Origin of the sequence: Maccoyibacter intestinihominis, assembly GCF_040096355.1 — a bacterium.
GTDB lineage: Bacteria > Bacillota > Clostridia > Lachnospirales > Lachnospiraceae > Maccoyibacter > Maccoyibacter intestinihominis.
On record NZ_JBBMEX010000003.1, the window covers coordinates 45,029 to 62,934 of the forward strand.

A 17,906-nucleotide genomic window follows, 5' to 3' on the forward strand; every position below is an offset into this window, starting at 1 on the left:
CATTTTTTTATATTGGTCTTGTATAGGTCTTTAGCCATTCTCTTTCTTCTTCGCGTAGATATGGCGACACTTTTTCATAGACCATCTGATGATATTCGTTCAGTTCTCTGCGTTCTTTTGCACTCATCTCCTCCGGGAGAATGGCATCTAAATCAATCGGAACATAGGTAATATTCTCAAACCGCATAAACTGTCCATACTCATTCTTCTCATCTTTTACACAGATTAATTCATTTTCGGTACGAATACCGTATTTTCCTTCGATATATACCCCTGGTTCATCGGTGGTAATCATGCCTTCTTCTAACTTGCCGCTGTCATTTCTTTCAGGCACGATTTTCCAACGGAAACCATTTGGTCCTTCATGCACATTTAAGATATGTCCGACTCCATGTCCGGTTCCGCATCGGTAATCAATGCCTAAATCCCAGAGCGGTCCGCGTGCTAAGATATCAAGATTGATCCCACAGCATCCATACAGAAATTTTGCATTTGCAAGGTTCATATTAGAACGGCAGACTGCCGTAAAATGCTGCTTTTCTTCGTCGGTCAGTGCTCCGAGCGCAAAAGTTCTTGTAATATCTGTCGTTCCCTCTAAATAGTGTCCGCCGGAATCTACTAATAAGAATCCCTCAGGCTTTAACACTGCATTACTTTCCTTTGTAGCAGAATAGTGCATCATCGCTCCGTGTGGTCCATAGGCACTGATCGTATCAAAGCTCAGATCTAAGTAGTGCTCCTGCTCTTTTCTGCGTTCCTCTAAATAGTCCGATGCAGAGATCTCACTGATCTCCACCTTACCGATGTTTGTCTTTAACCAGTACATGAATTTTGTGACGGCTACGGCATCTTTTAAATGAGCTTCTCTGGTATTTTTCAATTCTGTCTCATTTTTAACCGCTTTTAGCATCAGACTCGGATTTTCGCCCTCTAATACTTCTGCATGCTCTCTGATACACTCTGCGATCCGGTAATTCGTCTCTTCCGCACTGATCAGCACTTTGACCTTCTGAAGATTCTGTGCATAAGTATAGATGTCTTCATATGGGCGAATCGTCACATGGTTCTTCTCTAAATAGTCCTGTACCTCTTTGTCTAAGATCTGTGGATTGACAAAAAGGAGTATCTGCTCTTTTTCAATGCTGACAAAGGATAAAAATACCGGCACATGGTCAATATCTCCGCCACGCAGATTTAACAGCCATGCAATATCATACAGGCTTGATAAAATATGGATGTCGGCTCCTTCTTTTTGCATCTGTGTGCGGACATCGGCAATCTTATCTGCCATGCTTCTTCCTGCATAGGCATCCTCTAAGATCCAGACTTTGTTTGCCGGAAGTTGCGGTCTGTCCTTCCAGATATTTCCGACTAAGTCCTCTTTGACATAGAGAGCTGCCTTTTTCTCCTCTGCCATTTTTGCATATTTTTCTCCACTCTTTGCATCCATGACCCTTCCGTCAAATCCGATGCAGGAGCCTTCTGTCAAATGGTCTTTGACATACTCTTCTACTTTTGGCACCCCTTCCTCGCCCATCTTAAAGAGCTTGACGGTACTGCCTTCTAACTGTTTTTCTGCCTGGATAAAATAACGTCCGTCTGTCCACAGTCCTGCCTCTTCTTTTGTGATGACTGCTGTTCCGGCAGATCCGGTAAATCCGGTCATATATTTTCTGGCTTTGAAATATTCACCGACATACTCGGACTGATGAAAGTCGCTGGTCGGCACAATATAAATATCTATTCCACGCTCCTGCATCTGTGCACGGAGTTCTTTTAATCTTTCCTGTATCATTCTTCGTCATCCACCATTTCAAAAAATTTTGTGTCCAGTTCCGGATAGGAACGTTTTAAAGAAATCGGTATTCCCGCTGCATTTAAGAAGCAGTGCTCACTCTTTGCCAATGCTCGCAGTTCCCCGCTCTTTTTATCTGTCATGCGGTACTGTATGGTCATTTTTGCCCCGTCATAATCGGAAATTTTTGTTTCTATGACCACGGTATCATGGAAATGTACCATACTGGTGTACTTACATTCCATCGCTACGACCGGACTGATGACCTCGGCTTCCTCTAACTGCTGAAAGCTGTAACCGAGCTGCTCTAAGAGATCCATCCTTGCCTCTTCCATCCAACGGATGTGATTGGAATGATGAACAATCCCCATCTTGTCGGTCTCATAATAGTGTGCCTTATGTTCATAAGGTTTGATTTTTCTTGGTTTCTGTTGTTCGTAGGGTGCAATTCTTGTATCCTGCATATACGTTGCCTCCTTTATAAATTAATATTACATAATACCCGTATTTTCCACATGCTCAGCAAAGAATTCATTCAGCTTGATGAGCGGTGTACGGAATACAGTACCGAAGATATAGAAGATCGGGAAGTATACAAATAGTTTTAACAGGCTGATCGCATAATTATGTCCGTACAGTCCCGCAACTGCATCTCGCATCGCATTCATGCCATGTGTAAACGGTAAGAATGGATTGATCATATTGAAAAATCCCGGTGTAACCTCTATCGGGAAAGTTCCACCTGCTCCTGCTACCTGAAGTACCAGCATAATAACTGCGATTGCCTTTCCTACGTCGTCAAAAGTAATTGTCAGAGTATATATAATATTAGAAAAAACTATGCCTGCCACAACTCCTACAAAAATAAATCTTCCCGGATACAGACACTGTATCTTTAACAGATACAGGTCTCCTAAACAGATAATAACACTCTGGATAATACCAAAATTCATAAATATCAGATATCTTCCTATATAAAGTTCAAACGGCCGATATTGACTGATATCTAAATATTTGTTCGTGGATGCACGACATTTGAAGATCGATACCAGGATCAGTCCGCCTACCCACATTGCTAAAATAGAATAGAATGGTGCCAGTGCAGAACCATAGTTTGCTACCGGGAAAATCTTATGTGTCTCTAACTCTACCGGTGCTGAGAGGAACTCACCAATGGTCTCCGGACTGTTCTTATAATCATTTAAATCTACCCCGAACTTCTCTAGTACAAAGTTCTGGATCGCCTGGGAGATATTCATATTCTTTTGCTTTTCAATCTCCTCTAAGATCTCTTTCATACCCTCTAATTCGGTAATGCCTTTTCCAATGGCATCCTTAGAGCCCTGCAGTACCTTTGTCATAGATGTCAGTGAAGTTCCAAGGGAACTCATCGCCTTGCTGACACTGTCCATGGTCGCCTGTGCCGATGGAACTGCCCCGCCAAAGGATTCCGCTGCTTTTCGCACTGCATCTACATTGCCGACTGCTTCATCTGCTGCTGCGGACACCTGCTCATTCATCGTTGTCTCGATCTGTGTTCCTATATCTGCGATCTGCTCTTTGCAGGTAGTTACCGTCTCCTTAAGCTGACTGATCGCTTTTAGTGCATCATCCCGGGAAGTCGATGTCTGCAGGTTCTCAATGATCTTATCTAAGGTCTCTATGCCTCCATTTAAAGAACTGTTTGCATGTTCTAATCTTGCCACACAGTCACTTCCAACCGGTGTCTGATAGAAAATGGTATTGTTCTTTAAGATATCGATCAGTTCGTTATTTGTATTTACCAGCTCCTGCAACTGTGTCTTAGTTGCATTTAACGTCGGGATTGCCTCTGCCGGGTTATTTCCCTGTACCAGTCTTTCGATCGAATCTAATGACTGATAGATGCTGTTTAAGCTGGTAGTGATCGCACCTATCGTATTTCCGATACTATCCGGTGTATCAGATGCTAAATTTTTTAACGCATCCATCTGTATTGTATTAGAGGACTGATCCTGTACCTCTTTTACGGAATCTTTCAGGATTCCAAAAGAAGTATTTATGGTCTTAGACAACTCTTCTAAAGCATCCATGGTAGCCTGAAATGCCTCTACGGTGTCAGTCAGGTTATCCATGCCCTCTTCTAAATCCTGTAAAGACTCAATGGCTGTATCTACCTGCTCTTTTTCTTTGTCTAAAGAAATGTCCTGTACTAATTTCCGGTTCAGTGCCTTATCCTTTTCGGACATACCTAAGACCACATCTCCGATGACTGTCACACTTTCTGAAATAAATGTTTTATTGACCATCTGCTGGATAACTCCGACACCCTTATCGGTAATCTTTGGTGCAATGGCATTCTTCTTCTCATTGACATAATACTCGATCTTTGGACGCTCAATATCCGGTGTCAGCACACTGGTCATATTTTTACTGAAATCCTCCGGAATGACCACGGCTGCATAGTATTTTCCACTGCGGACTCCGGCTAATGCCTTTTCCTTATTAACAAACTTCCAGCCAATCTGTTCGTTTTCCGCCAGACTTTCAACGATGCTCTTACCGACATTGAGTTCCATGCCCTGTACCACAGTTCCCTCATCTACATTAGAAACCGCTACGGATATATTGTCCGTACTTCCATACGGGTCCCAGCTTGCCTGTATATTAAACCAGGCATACAGCGACGGAAGCACCATAACACCAACTGCAATAATAGCTGCAACCGGATTGGTAAAGACTCTTTGAAAATCATGCGCCATAATACCCACGATCCGCTTTGTGCTGCCTGTGATTGCCTGTAACACTTTTCCCATAATTGTCCTCATTTCTATATTTTTACGATTTATACTAATTTAGCTTTTCTAAAATTTTCTCACGTTTTTCAGAAAAAAGCAATTCCTTATTGTAACGGAAATACCGTTCTGACTCACATTCCTGTAAAAATGCCACACTCCGGGCATTTGAGTTCAGTTCTGTAATAAAGATCACCATTTCCTGTCCGGTCAGTCCGGTACCTTCTAAAAAGTCAAAGGCATATTCTAAATACTGTTCCGCAGTCTGACCCATTTGCAGATATTTCTGATTTTCTTCTTCAAACCACTCTTTTATTTTTGCAAATGCAGTTTCAAAATCCATGCTGCCTTCTAATCTCAATCTTTGCAGATACGTCTCTAATAAAGTTCCTGCCCTTCGATAGTTCTGCTCCTGTCTGCGGCTTAAAAGCTCTGCCTCTTTTTTCTGTTTTTCCTCAAAAAGCAGGCCTGCCGTCACTTCTTCTAACAATTCTAATGCATCCTTTGATACTTCTGCCTGTCCCGACTCTTTATAGCGGATCAGCGTTCCCTGCAGCAGCTCCATTTCCTCTTCTTTTTCGACTGCAAACCGGATACGCTCGTTGACTTTAGAAATCAGAAGTCCTAACACTGCTAATCGTTCATCAAAGGAAGCGTGACTTACCTTTTTCATTAAAATTTCATCCGGATTGCCTTTAAATATCTCTTCGATCTGATAATCGGTACGGTATTTATAAAACAGTTCTAAGTAGTTTGCAAAATCTTTTGCGATCTTCGGATGCTGGATGTACTGTGCCACCACTTCCCGGTCGATGGTCTTGTCGATCTTTTCATAAATCCCGATCATCGTGGACAGATCTTCCCAGCCTCTTGGCGTTGCAAAACAGCGTCCGTCTACAGTAGTCTCCATCTGATAAAAATTCTGTTTTTTCGTGTTCAGATAGGAAATAACCGCCGGATGCAGTCCGTTGGCATATGCATACTCTTTCCAGACCTGAAAATCCGCTTCCACTTCGATCTTACGGATCCTGTCCATCGTAACCACATCGAACTCACGCACGGATTTGTTATACTCCGGTGGGTTTCCTGCCGCAACGATCAGCCAGCCGTCCGGTATCTTATGGTTTCCAAAGGTCTTACACTGTAAAAACTGCAGCATCGCCGGAGCCAAGGTCTCGGAAACACAGTTGATCTCATCGATAAAAAGGATTCCCTCCTTTAAGCCGGTTCTTTCAATTTTTTCATAAATGGATGCCACGATCTCGCTCATGGTATATTCCGTGACTGCCTGCTCTTTTCCATCAAAGGTATGTTTTGAAATAAACGGAAGTCCGATGGCACTCTGTCTGGTATGGTGTGTGATCGTATAAGCCACCAGCCCTATCTGACATTCCTTTGCGATCTGCTCCATGATCTGTGTCTTTCCGATTCCCGGAGAACCTAAGAGCAGGATCGGTCTTTGCCGGATCGCCGGTATTTCATATTCGCCCCACTCATTTTTCAAAAAATACGCTTCTATCGTATCTTTGATCTCCTGTTTTGCTCGTTTGATATTCATTCTATTTTACTCCTACTGTTGTTCTTCTAAATCTTCTTCTCCTAAGACCAGTTTGATCGCCCACGGCGGGACATCCACATCCAGATAATCCTCTTTTAAAAATACAAATGCGGTATCATAAGGCGGTTTTTTCAATGGATAGCGTCCATATCCGTCTGTAAAATAAAGCAGTCCTTTTAACTTTGTAAACTTCTTTTCTGCCAAAAGACGGTTGACATAATTAAACACCGGACGGAAGTCCGTTCCACCCAGACCACGGATCGTAAAATGATCCATATAGTCCTGCAGTTCTTTGGCATTCGTAACCACTACATCTGATTGTACACGTTCATCACACTGGATGATATGTACGCGGAATTTCCGGTAAAATGATTCGGACTGACTGAGGACGGAATAGGTCTCTTCTAAAAACTTCTGTACCAGTTCTCTTTTACAGGACATGGACGTATCGATCGCTATGACAAAATTTTCGATCCGGTTGACCTCTTTTGTCTCCTGCGGCTCGATCAGCGGCATATTGCCATACATTTCCATCCCGTAATGATAAAATATGTAATCAAAACTGTCGATGTCCACCTGCATCTCTTCTTTTAAGACACAGAATTTTTTCAAAAAACTGCGGTAATCGTACCGCTCCCTGTTCTCTACGGCAAGCTGTTCACACAATCCTTTGGAATCTTCTGCCGCCTCTTTTGAAAATGTCGATAATTCGGTCTCCATCTTTTCCCGAATGTCCTGCCAACGGTTTTCATTTGGCATTCCGTTTCGCTTTTTTTCGCTGTCGCTTTTCCAGTATCGGTGGTCATCCACACGAAATTCCAATACCAGCCGCGCGATCATGCGGGGGTCCATATCGTTTTCTGCTAACAATTTATAAATCCCCTCTGCGGTAAGAACACGGATTTTTTCCTGTAATCCATTATAAACTGCCCTGCGGTAAGGTCTTGAGGGCATTCTCAAACACCGCACCGGCAGGCTGTCAATGACGGATTCCACTGCAATGTCACATGCTAAATCCCAAAGCATTTTCTCTTCCCGTTTTTCCTTAAAGACATGGGCAAACAGGCAGTGGAACATACTGTGCAGATACGCACGGTTCACCATGACATTTCCTATTTTATACTGTTCGATCAGATGTGGGATTTCATAATAAAAGACTGCTCCATCCACTGCATAATCCGACACCTCAAACGTCGGCTGCAGGGAAAGACTGTTCAATGCCACATCTAAAAATCTCATATTCAGATATAATTCATTTTTCGCATCCTGTAATATCTCTGTACAGACTGCTGTTTTTTCTAATAATTCCTCTTCAAACATACTCTACGATCTATTCTGCCTTACAGGGAAAATCCCTTTTTCTTTCCTATAGAAAATCTGCGTTTTGATATATCCATAAGCATACTGACTGCTGCCGCATCGCCGGACACTGCTTTCATCAATAGTTCGAGTTCACTCTTTTCATGCACAAATTCTTCTGCCAGCCAACGAAGCAGTTCCGTCTCGCCTTCTCTTTGAAATAACTCCGCTGCCCTTTCCATATGCTCTCTTAAAAAATTCTCATAGGACTGCGCTGCCTCTTCTTTTAATCCAAGCGGACTTTTCAGACGGTAGGCAGATGCATATATCGCTTCTTCCGGCTCCATGTTATGCCTGCCGATCTCAAACAGCCTGTCATATTCCTCCCAGTCGATCTGTGTATTACGAAATGCATTCCGGTACTGTATCCCTACACCATGCGTATGCGTCTCTATGATCCGTGCCGGAGTATTCTCGACTGCCTCTTCAAAAAATGCCGGATACAATACCTGAAACCCATCTTTTCCCAGCCACTCTACTGTCACAGTCTGGTTCAGATCGACTAAAACTTCTCTTAAACAGGACTTTTCCTGTCCCATATCTCGTACATGCAGTTTTGACAGACGTTTGCATCCGGTAAATGCCCCCGCTCCCATATAACGGATATTTGCTCCAAATGTAAATTCCCGAAAATATCTGCAGTTATAAAACACATATCTCCCGATACGCTCTACCGTTCCGGGTAACACCAGCTCTTCTAGCAGTTCTCCACAGATACATGGCAGTTCTCCTGGATTTTTTGGCTCTTTTTCCATATCGGCTGCAAACGCATATGGTGCGATTTCCGTAACCGGAAGCCCTTCGATCTCCTCCGGCACTACCACTCTGCTCTCTTTCGCATAACACCGAAGAATACATATCCCCTGTTCTTTTTTTTCATATACAAAGTATGCCTGTTGCTGCATAACATTCCTTTCTGTCATTCTGCACAAAAACCTATGATTTATTTTAGCACAAATGCACTTCATTTTCTATATAGAAATTCTTTATACTTTCTTCGCAATTTCGTCACGATTCTTTCACAGATTCCCTTTATACTAAAATCATCAATTACAGAGGACGGCAGTTATGTATAGGAACCTATGTATGATTGCTGCGCTTCGCCTAACAACAAGCAAAATTTATTATAGATTTATCTCTTTCCCCCTTGAGGATGCTCCAATATGGAACATCCTCCTTTTTTTTTTATGATAATATCTTGTTGCTCTGCTATGCAAAAATTCACAGCTTAGCAGCTGGCAACTTGCACAAAACCGGGACTGCTTTTGTGACTTTGGGAGAAAATTAGTAAATCTTAGTCTGGCTGTTATTGTATAGTGTTTTGCTGCCACGGACGGCAGCAAAAGTCTTAGCGCCCCATGGACGGGGCGTTTAAGACGTACACGTCACTCCATCAAGGCCCGACTCAGGCAGACTTAGATTTTCTTATTTTCGTACAACGGAACAAAATAGACCCGGCTTTGTGCAAGTTGCCAATCAAAAAACTGAAAACCGCCTTTTGACACCCTAATCCTATATAGAAACCTATATAGAAAAAAGCAGGAAACCGTAATGATTTCCTGCTTTTTCATCTTGTCCTCTTATCAATAATGCCGGTGGTGGGACTTGAACCCACACTGCGTTGCCACAAACAGATTTTGAGTCTGCCTCGTCTGCCAATTCCGACACACCGGCATATGTTCTTTGAAAACCCGAACAATTGATATCATATCATAAGTGTTTCTAAAATGCAACACTACTTTTTGATATCTACTACTTTTTGGTATCTGGTATCTTTTCTATAGAAAAACAGACCACATTTACCATTTGGCACAGATATTTGCGGTCTGCCTTGTTCTTATTCTTGGTTTATTCCTATTTTTCGTTTATCTTTCTTTTGTTTCCCTTTTCTATCTGCTTCTCTTATTATTTCTGATAAGGATCTTTCATGTCCTTTAAAATATCAAAGCAATCAAAGGTTGCAAAATAATCCTTTGGCGTCTCTGCACGGCGGATCAGTTCAAAATCCCCATTTTCTTTTAACAGGATCTCTGCGGATTTTAATTTACCATTGTAGTTATATCCCATGGCAAATCCATGTGCTCCGGTGTCATGGAGTACTAAAAGGTCTCCCATATCAATCTTTGGAAGCTGTCTGTCGATCGCAAATTTGTCATTATTTTCACAAAGAGAACCGGTCACATCGTAGGTATGGTCGCACGGTGCATCCTCTTTTCCCATGACGGTAATATGATGATATGCGCCATACATTGCCGGACGCATCAGGTTGACCGCACAGGCATCCACTCCGATGTATTCTTTATGGGTATGTTTTTCATGGATTGCCGTGGTTACCAGACAGCCATACGGTCCCATCATAAAACGTCCCATCTCGGTATAAATTGCCACATCTCCCATTCCTGCCGGGACTAATACCTCTTCATAGACACGGCATACGCCTTCTCCGATCGCACGAATGTCATTGCCTTCCTCACCCGGTCTGTATGGGATTCCCACACCACCGGAGAGATTGATAAAGTCCATCTTAACGCCTGTCTTTTCTTTGATCTCTACTACTGTCTCAAACAGGGTTTTTGCCAGTGTCGGATAATAGTCATTGGTTACGGTGTTACTTGCTAAAAACGCATGGATTCCAAAACGTTTTGCTCCTTTTTCTTTTAAGATCTTATATCCCTCTAAAATCTGATCATGGGTAAATCCGTATTTTGCATCACCCGGATTGTCCATAATGCTGTTGCTGATCTTAAACACACCGCCCGGATTGTAACGGCAGCTGATGGTTTCCGGTATATAGCCGATCGTCTTTTCTAAATAGTCAATATGTGTAAAATCATCTAAGTTGATGGTTGCCCCGATCTTTGCCGCAAAGGCAAACTCTTCTGCCGGTGTATCATTCGAAGAAAACATGATCTCTTCTCCCTGAAAACCTAACGCATCTGCCATCATCAGTTCTGTCATGGAGGAGCAGTCACAGCCACAGCCATATTCTTTTAATATATTGATCAAAAACGGATTTGGTGTTGCCTTTACCGCAAAATACTCACGAAATCCCGGATTCCATGCAAATGCCTCCTGTACGGCTTTTGCATTTTCACGAATGCCTTTTTCATCATAGAGGTGAAACGGTGTCGGATATTCTTTGATGATCTCCTCTAATTTTTCCTTTGTTACAAATGGCTTCTTGCTCATTACTTAACTCCTCCTGTCAGTTCTATTAATTTTATTTCATTTTTTAAAGAATCTTTGAAAACACGAACGAGGTTGCTCTGCCCTGAATAAAGGCAGGTGCTGTGTTCCCCGTTTCCGAGTTCTCCGGTCAGCACATTGCGGGAATCCGTAATGACTCCGACCTGCTGCTCCTTATTTTCTGTCAGATAAAATTTAATACCTAAAAGCTCCGGTGCTTTATTAGAAAGAACCACAACCTTGACCTTCTGCTCTAAAAGCTGTGAAATCTCCGGTAGAAATTTCTTGAGATTTTTTGCAGACATTGACAGATACACCCGCTTATTCGCTGAAAGCAGCATATTTTTTATTTTATGCTGAATCTGCTCATCTCCACTGACGGTAAGATACCCTTCTGTCTCTTCATGTTCCTTTGGCATATTCACTGCTAAAATCTCTTTGTACTGCTCCATTCTGCGGATTTTGTTACTGCAAAATTCCTCTACATCGATTCCCATGTACTTGGTGGCATTTTCTTCCGATGTATAAGCAGCTCCTTTTTCTACCAGACCTGCTAACGCACGATATACGTTAGAACGCGAAATGCCTGTCTGCTTGGATACTTCATAGCCTGTCTGCATTCCACGCTCCATCAGATTCAGATAGATGGTTGCTTCCTGTCTTGTCAGCCCAAATTCCATTAAATACTCTGTTAAACCTACATTTGCCATATTCTTATCCCTCTTTTAGTAGTTCTTCATAGGGACACTATACTGTTTCTTTAAAAAAATGTCAATAAAGGCAAGACATTTTTTTGCAGATATGGTAGAATAATGATAAATATTCATCATTATAGAAGGAGATTTACCAATGAACATTGCTGAAATTTTAGGAATTTCTTCCGTATCTGATGTAAATGTAACAAACCAGACTGAAAATGTTGAAAATACAAACGAGGATTTTGCTTCTTATCTGAATGCATCCACCACGACGATGGATGACATTTTTAACAAGGCTTCTGAGACTTATAACGTACCGGTTGCCCTGTTAAAAGCGATGGCAAAGCAGGAATCCAACTTCGATCCGAATGCCACTTCTTCGAGCGGCGCACAGGGTGTGATGCAGCTCATGCCTGCCACGGCTGCGTCCTTAGGTGTAACCAATGCCTATGACCCGGAGCAAAACATTATGGGCGGTGCAAAATACATCAGCCAGCTTTTAGACAAATACGATGGCGACACGACATTAGCTTTAGCTGCCTACAATGCCGGCATGGGAAATGTTGCAAAATACGGTGGGGTTCCGCCTTTTAAAGAAACACAGAACTATGTGGCTAAGGTTACGGCTTATATGAATGAAAATCTTACCATTGATGAGACGAATAATCAGATTTCTTCTGCTGATTTTTTATCAGCTCTTGACAATAATGATTATGATGAACGCGTGCAGAGTCTCTTAGAGCAGATTTTTTCCTATGAGGACTATATGCGTTTCTTAGAACTGTTTTTAGAGCAGATGACTGCAAATAAGGATGCAACAACCGGCTATTCTTCCGGACATGAGGACGAAACTTCAGCACGGAGTCTTTATTCTTTCCAGAATGTCAGCTACAATCCTGCGATTGTCAATCTGCTGACTCAGACTCCTAATGTATAGTCAATTTTTGAACATTATTTTTTTGATTGCATTTTCTATCTGTTTTTTATTGACAACTACGGTTGTCATATAGTATACTATCATTCGTTGAGACAATCGACAAGCTGATGTGGCACAGGTGGTAGCGCACCTCATTGGTAGTGAGGAGGTCACGGGTCCGAGTCCCGTCATCAGCTTTACGGGAAACCTCCGGTAATATCAGTGATACTGATATTACCGGAGGTTTTTGGTATTCTGAAAAATTGCCTATCTTATTGATGATACAGTAATGTTCTATAAATAACAAGGTCTTCGTCCTTGAATACATTGAATACAACCTTCATCCGGCTTCCTGTATCCTCATAATATTTCTTAACAGTCCGGACTGCTATTTCAGCCGCACGTTCATTTGGGAACATGAATACTCCTGTAGAAATACAGCAAAAAGCAATACTTTTCACTTCATATTTCTCTGCGAGTTCCAGACAGGAACGATAGCATGAGGCTAAAAGCTCCTCATGTTTCCTTTGTAATCTGCCCTGTACAATAGGTCCAACGGTATGCAGCACATAGTTACACGGTAAATTATATCCGGGTGTGATCTTTGCCTGACCTGTTGCTTCCTCATGTCCCTGCTTTGTCATGATTTCATGCATTTTAAGGCGAAGTTCTATTCCTGCATAGGTATGAATAAAATTATCAATGCACGCATGCATTGGTGAAAAACAGCCAAGCATCTGTGAGTTACACGCATTGACAATGGCATCACATTTTAATGTTGTGATATCTCCCTGCCAGAGATAAAGTCCTGTGTCTGATACAACCGGTTTTAAATCTGCAATATCTGTAATGCCCCGTTCAAAATTTCTTTCTTTGAGATATTCGTCCTGAATCTTTAAAAAATCCCCGCTTATTGGTTTTGGAAGTCTGACATTCATCAAGGAGCGAAGCAGATTCTCCTGCCCCTGCTTATCAGCAGGCATCTTTTTCCCATAAAGTCTGCGTTCCTCTTTTAAAAGATATTGGATTAAATATTCCCGTCTTTCACTCTGTGTCATCCTATCAGCCTCCCTATATCTGTGATTGCTCCTGCCATATCTCCACTGATTCCGATTGCCCGGTTGCCAAAGCCTTCAGGTACCACTGCTTCGTCCATATTCAGGCGAAGCAATCGGTATGTTGCATGTTCCCGTACTAATTTTTCAAATGGGAATCGAATAATAATCGGTGTATTAAATCCAACTCCAAGCTCTATCAGGACAACTTTTTTGGATTGATTCCGGTCAAGAAAATCTGCATATCTGTCGGCAGCTTCATGCCACTGTTCATCCTCCACAAAATAATTATCGCATCTAAGGTGCATTGTCATGTTTCCACCGCATACAGGACATTTTGGCACAAGCTCCGATGGTATCAGACAGTCCCTTCTCCGGGCATCCATCTTTCGGAATAGTTCTTCTGCGTCATAAGTCTTTGGATGGCATCCTCTCTGACACTGAATCTCTCCGTAATCACCCTGTGTCGCAAATATTTTTTCTGCTGAAAATCCTGCTTTATAAAATTGGTGATCCACATTGGTTGTGAGCACAAAATAGTCTTTGTCCTTAACAATAGAATACAATTCCTGATAAAGCGGCAGTGCAGGAGGATCAAATCTGTTGAGCAGTGCATGTTTCGACCAGTATCCCCATCTGGCTTCCTCCGATGGAAATGGATAAAATCCTGCGGCATACATATCTGTCATATAGTGACCGCCATATTTTTCTATAAATTCGGCAAAATGATCGGTAAATCTCTTTCCACCATATTCGAGTCCTGCCGCCGTTGAAGCACCTGCACCGGCACCTATGATAACAGCATCTGCATCCTTTATAAAATTTACAGCATTTTCTATCTGCTCTTCATATGCGTCTTTTTGAAATATGTAATCACTTGCAGGAGTACCACACAGAAAATCTCTCCAGTCAACATGACTCTTTCTGATTTTCTTAAAAACCATAATTAACCTCTTTTCTTAATACACTGCTTAGGACAGGTTTGTGCACATCTTCCGCAGTGAAGACAATGCTTCTGATTTATCACAACCGGAATTGAGGATATCTCAATACACTTTTGCGGACAGACCGAATAACACAGCTTACACCCTATACATCCCTCTTCCGCAAAGTATCCCGTCCTGATTTCCCTTCCGCCACCTATTACTTTTCAAACATAATATCCAGATTCTTCTTCCCGATATTTTGTACTTTTCCACGAAGTGATATCGCAATTTTTTCTTTCGTCGCTGAAATAGCTACATACTGTTGTTCCATCAGCTGCGCATAAAATTCTTTCCCTTTTGCAGTGAGAAAGTAAATACCTTCCTTATCATAATACATCATATCGATAATTCTAGTCTGAGGATGCCCGTCGGCTCCGATTGTTGCTACCGTTGTAGAATGAATTTCATCAACGAGCAGTTTTAGATAATCTGTTTTTGTCATTTTAGAATTCATAAGGCGGATTACCGGAGAAATCAGCAATGACACCATGTGGATTCTCAAGATAGAATACCTCAAAAATCGGATTATCTGCGGTCTGATACTGTCCCTTCACGATAGGATTGTTCATACATCCTTCTTTTACACTCATGTTGTTCTCAAAGACTGCTTTGCCATGAAGACGAATCCATGCATACTCAGGAGACGAAACCGATACCTCAATTTCCGGATTCTCAAGCATATCCTTATAGACATCCTTCGTGTTGTTTGTACAGAACCAAAGCTTTCCATCCTGCTCAAAACAGAACATAAACGGACGGCATTTTGCCTTTCCGTCACGTCCTACGGTTGCTAAATACTGAACTGGGTTTTTCTGTAAAAATTCTACTACTTTTTTCATGAAAAAGTACCTCCTTTTTTCTTTGTAACAATCGCCGTTACATCTTATGGCCGTACTATATCATGCTTTTGTTGTAATGTCAATAGTTACATCAAGGAAATATTTAAAACCATGACATACCTATCCGACATCAGAAAGGCAGATGTTTCACTCTTCCTCTATACACAGGGAAACATCTTTTTTCACATCTGCCAGAGTCATTCCCGCAAGTTTGTCCTCCATCGCCTTCTGCACCTGCAATAATCTGCCATCCAACACACGGTGAATATTTCTTCCTACCGGACAATTTGAATTTGGGTTCTCATGAAAATGAAACAGCTCCTCATCCGGAGTACATTCGACTGCCTTATAGATATCAAGAAATGTAATCTGATCAAGCGGTCTGGTAATGGTGACTCCACCTGTTCCTCTTGAAACTTTAATTAAACCTGCTGCTTTTAACTGCTGCAACAGCTTTCGTATAATCACCGGATTCGTACCTATACTGGCTGCCATAAAATCACTTGTCATCTTCTGGTCTGAAAATGTATCTATACAGGCAAACATATGAATTGCCATAGTAAATCTACTGGAAATCTGCATTTTTTTACACCTCTTTTTCGTATTCATCATATCAGAAATCCGTTGTAATTTCAACGGTTACAGTTTATAGGTCAGCAGGGTATCTGTAATTCTATGATTTTTTACGGTATTCACTTTTACGCTCGCTTTTTCCCCAATCTCACATTCAAATTGCTCCCCATCATTTGGGATTCTCCCGATCACACTGCATAAAAAACCACCATAGGTCTCATATTCCCTGAACGGAATATCCAGTTGCAGAGACTCCGCGACTTTTTCCAGACTCGCAGAACCGGAAATTTTCCACTGATTCTCACCTATCTGTTCTATATCCGGTGCACTGTTCTCCTCTTCCTCATCAATTTCTCCGACCAGTTCTTCTATCAGGTCATGCAATGTAATAATTCCGGTCACACCACCGTACTCGTCTATGACAACTGCAAAATATTGTTTCTGCTGCTTCATGTTGCGAAGCAGGACATCTGCTCTCATTGTCTCCGGAACAAAGTATGGTGCATCCGCATCATATTCTAAAATCTGGTATTTGTCTTTTTCTTTTCTCCGAAAAAAATCTTTCACATCAAGGATTCCAATAATCTCATCTTTTGTTTCCTCACAAATCGGATAAAAAGAATGACGGCTTTCAAAAAATACTTTTTCCCATTCCTCCACTGTATCTTCTATTTCCAGACAGACGATATCCATCCGGTGTGTACAGATCTGCCCTATCAGAATATCATCCAGTTTAAAAACATTCTGAATCATCTGCTGTTCTTCATTTTTGATAACTCCCTGCTCATTCCCGACCTCAAGCATCATACGGATTTCCTCTTCTGATACCCGTTCCTCCTCCTCTTCCGGATTCAGACCGATTCGTTTTAAGATAAAATTAGTAGATACTGTCAAAAGGGCTACCAGTGGTGCAAATATTTTCGCAACCACATACAACATTCCTGACATTCCAAGTGACAGTGCCTCTGATTTTTTCATGGCGATTCGCTTTGGAACAAGTTCTCCGAATACTAAGCTGAAATAGGATAAAATCAGTGTGATGACAACTAATGCTACATTTTTCAGTACCTTCGGCGAAACCGGAACACCGGCAGCCGTCAGGGCTGCTACTAACGGTGCTGAAAAGTTATCCGCTGCAAACGCACTGCCCAGTAACCCCGCAAGGGTAATTGCGACCTGAATCGTAGCCAGAAAACGTGCTGGCTGTTTTGTTAAGGACATCAGTCTTTCGGCTCTTACGTCCCCATTCTTTGCTTCCTGTTTTAATTTCGTTTCGTTTAAGGAAATCACTGCGATTTCCGCACTTGCAAATACTGCATTTAATGTAATTAAGATAATTTGTAATAGAAATGCCCCGAGCATTTTTTCCTCCATATATACTATTTTTACATAAATAAAAGACACCGTCTGTAGTTGCTTTACAAACGCCGCCTATTCTATGAGTTTTTCTGATATTTGCTGATATGTATCTATGTTAATCTCACCTCTTTCTGTCTGAATGAGTAGAAAATAACATCTTTTTTGTTTTTCATCAAGTCTCTTTGTAATATCTTAACCTTATATTAGCGCAGTTTTCCCTTGATCCTCTGCAATGCATTATCTATGGATTTCGGGGATTTATCCATGATCTGTGCCACCTGATGATAGTCTAACCCCTGTAGTGTCAGGGCTAAGACTTCTTTTTCCATTTTGCTGAGACACTTCTCAATTTTTTTCTGAAATGCTTCTACATTCTCCTGATCGATGACCATATCTTCCGGGTTTCCGTTCGTCAAAGACTGCAGTACCTCCGTCAACGGGATCTGACCGTCATTGTCCGGCTCTTCATCCAGCGAAACATAGGAGTTCAAAGGTGCATGTTTTTTCCGCTGTGAAGCCTCCATCGCGGTATACATCTGCCTACTGATACAAATTTCCGCAAAGTGATAAAAGGAGGAATCTTTCTCCTCCTGATAATCCCGTATGGCTTTAAAAAGTCCGATCATGCCCTCCTGTATCAGATCGTCATTATCCGCTCCGATCAAAAACAGTGCTTTGGCTTTTTTTCTGACTAAATTCTTATATTTGACCATCAGATAGTCTATCACTTTTTTATCCCCATTGTGCATCCTGCGTAACAGTTCCTCATCGGTTTTCCGATTGTATGAATCCATTCTTTTCCTGCCTC

At 41.8% G+C, this 17,906-nt stretch carries 17 protein-coding genes and 2 tRNA genes; 2 read left to right on the top strand and 17 right to left on the bottom strand.

Annotated elements, in window-relative coordinates; genetic code table 11:
• Positions 1-7: 7 nt before the first annotated feature.
• From WMO43_RS03905 to WMO43_RS03945, 9 genes are all read right to left on the bottom strand, one after another.
• Positions 8-1,795: an aminopeptidase P family protein gene (locus tag WMO43_RS03905; protein WP_353530122.1), complete on the bottom strand. Its 1,788-nt coding sequence runs from the start codon at positions 1,793-1,795 to the stop codon at positions 8-10.
• Entirely contained in the window at positions 1,792-2,259 is a 468-nt protein-coding gene (locus tag WMO43_RS03910) for an acyl-CoA thioesterase (protein WP_353530123.1), read from the bottom strand. Before WMO43_RS03910 ends, WMO43_RS03905 begins: the two co-directional genes overlap by 4 nt.
• A 27-nt stretch (positions 2,260-2,286) precedes the next feature.
• Positions 2,287-4,590: a YhgE/Pip domain-containing protein gene (locus WMO43_RS03915; RefSeq protein WP_353530124.1), complete on the bottom strand. Its 2,304-nt coding sequence runs from the start codon at positions 4,588-4,590 to the stop codon at positions 2,287-2,289.
• Between the two features lie 34 nt (positions 4,591-4,624).
• Entirely contained in the window at positions 4,625-6,127 is a 1,503-nt protein-coding gene (locus tag WMO43_RS03920) for an ATP-binding protein (protein WP_177962602.1), read from the bottom strand.
• Positions 6,128-6,139: 12 nt separating this feature from the next.
• Positions 6,140-7,447 (bottom strand): vWA domain-containing protein, encoded by a 1,308-nt coding sequence (locus tag WMO43_RS03925; protein WP_353530125.1) that lies wholly within the window; start codon positions 7,445-7,447, stop codon positions 6,140-6,142.
• Positions 7,448-7,467: 20 nt separating this feature from the next.
• Positions 7,468-8,391 carry a leucine-rich repeat protein gene (locus tag WMO43_RS03930; RefSeq protein WP_353530127.1) on the bottom strand — a complete coding sequence of 308 codons (924 nt, stop codon included), beginning with the start codon at positions 8,389-8,391 and terminating at the stop codon, positions 7,468-7,470.
• A 685-nt stretch (positions 8,392-9,076) separates the two neighbouring features.
• Positions 9,077-9,160, bottom strand: a tRNA-Leu gene (locus WMO43_RS03935).
• Between the two features lie 231 nt (positions 9,161-9,391).
• On the bottom strand, positions 9,392-10,675 hold the full coding sequence (locus WMO43_RS03940; protein ID WP_353530129.1) for a diaminopimelate decarboxylase: 1,284 nt from the start codon (positions 10,673-10,675) through the stop codon (positions 9,392-9,394).
• Complete coding sequence (locus WMO43_RS03945; RefSeq protein WP_353530130.1) at positions 10,675-11,382, bottom strand: TrmB family transcriptional regulator; 708 nt, start codon at positions 11,380-11,382, stop codon at positions 10,675-10,677. Before WMO43_RS03945 ends, WMO43_RS03940 begins: the two co-directional genes overlap by 1 nt.
• A 139-nt stretch (positions 11,383-11,521) precedes the next feature.
• On the opposite strand from WMO43_RS03945, the gene WMO43_RS03950 reads away from it, so the two are divergent.
• Both WMO43_RS03950 and WMO43_RS03955 read left to right on the top strand, forming a co-directional pair.
• On the top strand, positions 11,522-12,307 hold the full coding sequence (locus WMO43_RS03950) for a lytic transglycosylase domain-containing protein (protein ID WP_353530131.1): 786 nt from the start codon (positions 11,522-11,524) through the stop codon (positions 12,305-12,307).
• Positions 12,308-12,410: 103 nt separating this feature from the next.
• Positions 12,411-12,483: transfer RNA gene (locus WMO43_RS03955), tRNA-Thr, on the top strand.
• 75 nt (positions 12,484-12,558) lie between these two features.
• Here the strand turns inward: WMO43_RS03955 and WMO43_RS03960 are convergent.
• From WMO43_RS03960 to sigH, 8 genes are all read right to left on the bottom strand, one after another.
• Positions 12,559-13,344: a protein-ADP-ribose hydrolase gene (locus tag WMO43_RS03960; protein ID WP_353530133.1), complete on the bottom strand. Its 786-nt coding sequence runs from the start codon at positions 13,342-13,344 to the stop codon at positions 12,559-12,561.
• Positions 13,341-14,285, bottom strand: coding sequence for an SIR2 family NAD-dependent protein deacylase (locus WMO43_RS03965; RefSeq protein WP_353530134.1), 945 nt, complete (start codon positions 14,283-14,285; stop codon positions 13,341-13,343). The genes WMO43_RS03960 and WMO43_RS03965 overlap by 4 nt, the downstream gene beginning before the upstream one ends.
• 2 nt (positions 14,286-14,287) lie before the next feature.
• Positions 14,288-14,485 (bottom strand): ferredoxin family protein, encoded by a 198-nt coding sequence (locus WMO43_RS03970; RefSeq protein ID WP_353530272.1) that lies wholly within the window; start codon positions 14,483-14,485, stop codon positions 14,288-14,290.
• Positions 14,485-14,769, bottom strand: coding sequence for a pyridoxamine 5'-phosphate oxidase family protein (locus WMO43_RS03975; RefSeq protein WP_353530136.1), 285 nt, complete (start codon positions 14,767-14,769; stop codon positions 14,485-14,487). Before WMO43_RS03975 ends, WMO43_RS03970 begins: the two co-directional genes overlap by 1 nt.
• A gap of 1 nt (position 14,770) precedes the next feature.
• A complete protein-coding gene (locus WMO43_RS03980) occupies positions 14,771-15,166 on the bottom strand; it encodes a pyridoxamine 5'-phosphate oxidase family protein (RefSeq protein ID WP_353530138.1) in 396 nt (131 codons plus the stop codon).
• Between the two features lie 147 nt (positions 15,167-15,313).
• A complete protein-coding gene (locus WMO43_RS03985) occupies positions 15,314-15,748 on the bottom strand; it encodes an Rrf2 family transcriptional regulator (RefSeq protein ID WP_353530139.1) in 435 nt (144 codons plus the stop codon).
• Positions 15,749-15,805: 57 nt separating this feature from the next.
• Positions 15,806-17,101 carry a hemolysin family protein gene (locus WMO43_RS03990; protein WP_353530140.1) on the bottom strand — a complete coding sequence of 432 codons (1,296 nt, stop codon included), beginning with the start codon at positions 17,099-17,101 and terminating at the stop codon, positions 15,806-15,808.
• A gap of 200 nt (positions 17,102-17,301) precedes the next feature.
• Positions 17,302-17,892: an RNA polymerase sporulation sigma factor SigH gene (sigH, locus tag WMO43_RS03995; RefSeq protein WP_177962593.1), complete on the bottom strand. Its 591-nt coding sequence runs from the start codon at positions 17,890-17,892 to the stop codon at positions 17,302-17,304.
• Between the last annotated feature and the right edge of the window lie 14 nt (positions 17,893-17,906).

Excerpts from the sequence above, each read along its gene's own strand:
- WMO43_RS03965 (WP_353530134.1), bottom strand. The coding sequence starts at position 14,285 with ATGGTTTTTAAGAAAATCAGAAAGAGTCATGTTGACTGGAGAGATTTT.
- WMO43_RS03960 (WP_353530133.1), bottom strand. The coding sequence starts at position 13,344 with ATGACACAGAGTGAAAGACGGGAATATTTAATCCAATATCTTTTAAAA.
- sigH (WP_177962593.1), bottom strand. The coding sequence starts at position 17,892 with ATGGATTCATACAATCGGAAAACCGATGAGGAACTGTTACGCAGGATG.
- WMO43_RS03980 (WP_353530138.1), bottom strand. The coding sequence starts at position 15,166 with ATGAAAAAAGTAGTAGAATTTTTACAGAAAAACCCAGTTCAGTATTTA.
- WMO43_RS03950 (WP_353530131.1), top strand. The coding sequence starts at position 11,522 with ATGAACATTGCTGAAATTTTAGGAATTTCTTCCGTATCTGATGTAAAT.
- WMO43_RS03920 (WP_177962602.1), bottom strand. The coding sequence starts at position 6,127 with ATGAATATCAAACGAGCAAAACAGGAGATCAAAGATACGATAGAAGCG.
- WMO43_RS03975 (WP_353530136.1), bottom strand. The coding sequence starts at position 14,769 with ATGACAAAAACAGATTATCTAAAACTGCTCGTTGATGAAATTCATTCT.
- WMO43_RS03940 (WP_353530129.1), bottom strand. The coding sequence starts at position 10,675 with ATGAGCAAGAAGCCATTTGTAACAAAGGAAAAATTAGAGGAGATCATC.
- WMO43_RS03985 (WP_353530139.1), bottom strand. The coding sequence starts at position 15,748 with ATGCAGATTTCCAGTAGATTTACTATGGCAATTCATATGTTTGCCTGT.
- WMO43_RS03990 (WP_353530140.1), bottom strand. The coding sequence starts at position 17,101 with ATGCTCGGGGCATTTCTATTACAAATTATCTTAATTACATTAAATGCA.
- WMO43_RS03945 (WP_353530130.1), bottom strand. The coding sequence starts at position 11,382 with ATGGCAAATGTAGGTTTAACAGAGTATTTAATGGAATTTGGGCTGACA.
- WMO43_RS03905 (WP_353530122.1), bottom strand. The coding sequence starts at position 1,795 with ATGATACAGGAAAGATTAAAAGAACTCCGTGCACAGATGCAGGAGCGT.
- WMO43_RS03910 (WP_353530123.1), bottom strand. The coding sequence starts at position 2,259 with ATGCAGGATACAAGAATTGCACCCTACGAACAACAGAAACCAAGAAAA.
- WMO43_RS03915 (WP_353530124.1), bottom strand. The coding sequence starts at position 4,590 with ATGGGAAAAGTGTTACAGGCAATCACAGGCAGCACAAAGCGGATCGTG.
- WMO43_RS03925 (WP_353530125.1), bottom strand. The coding sequence starts at position 7,447 with ATGTTTGAAGAGGAATTATTAGAAAAAACAGCAGTCTGTACAGAGATA.
- WMO43_RS03930 (WP_353530127.1), bottom strand. The coding sequence starts at position 8,391 with ATGCAGCAACAGGCATACTTTGTATATGAAAAAAAAGAACAGGGGATA.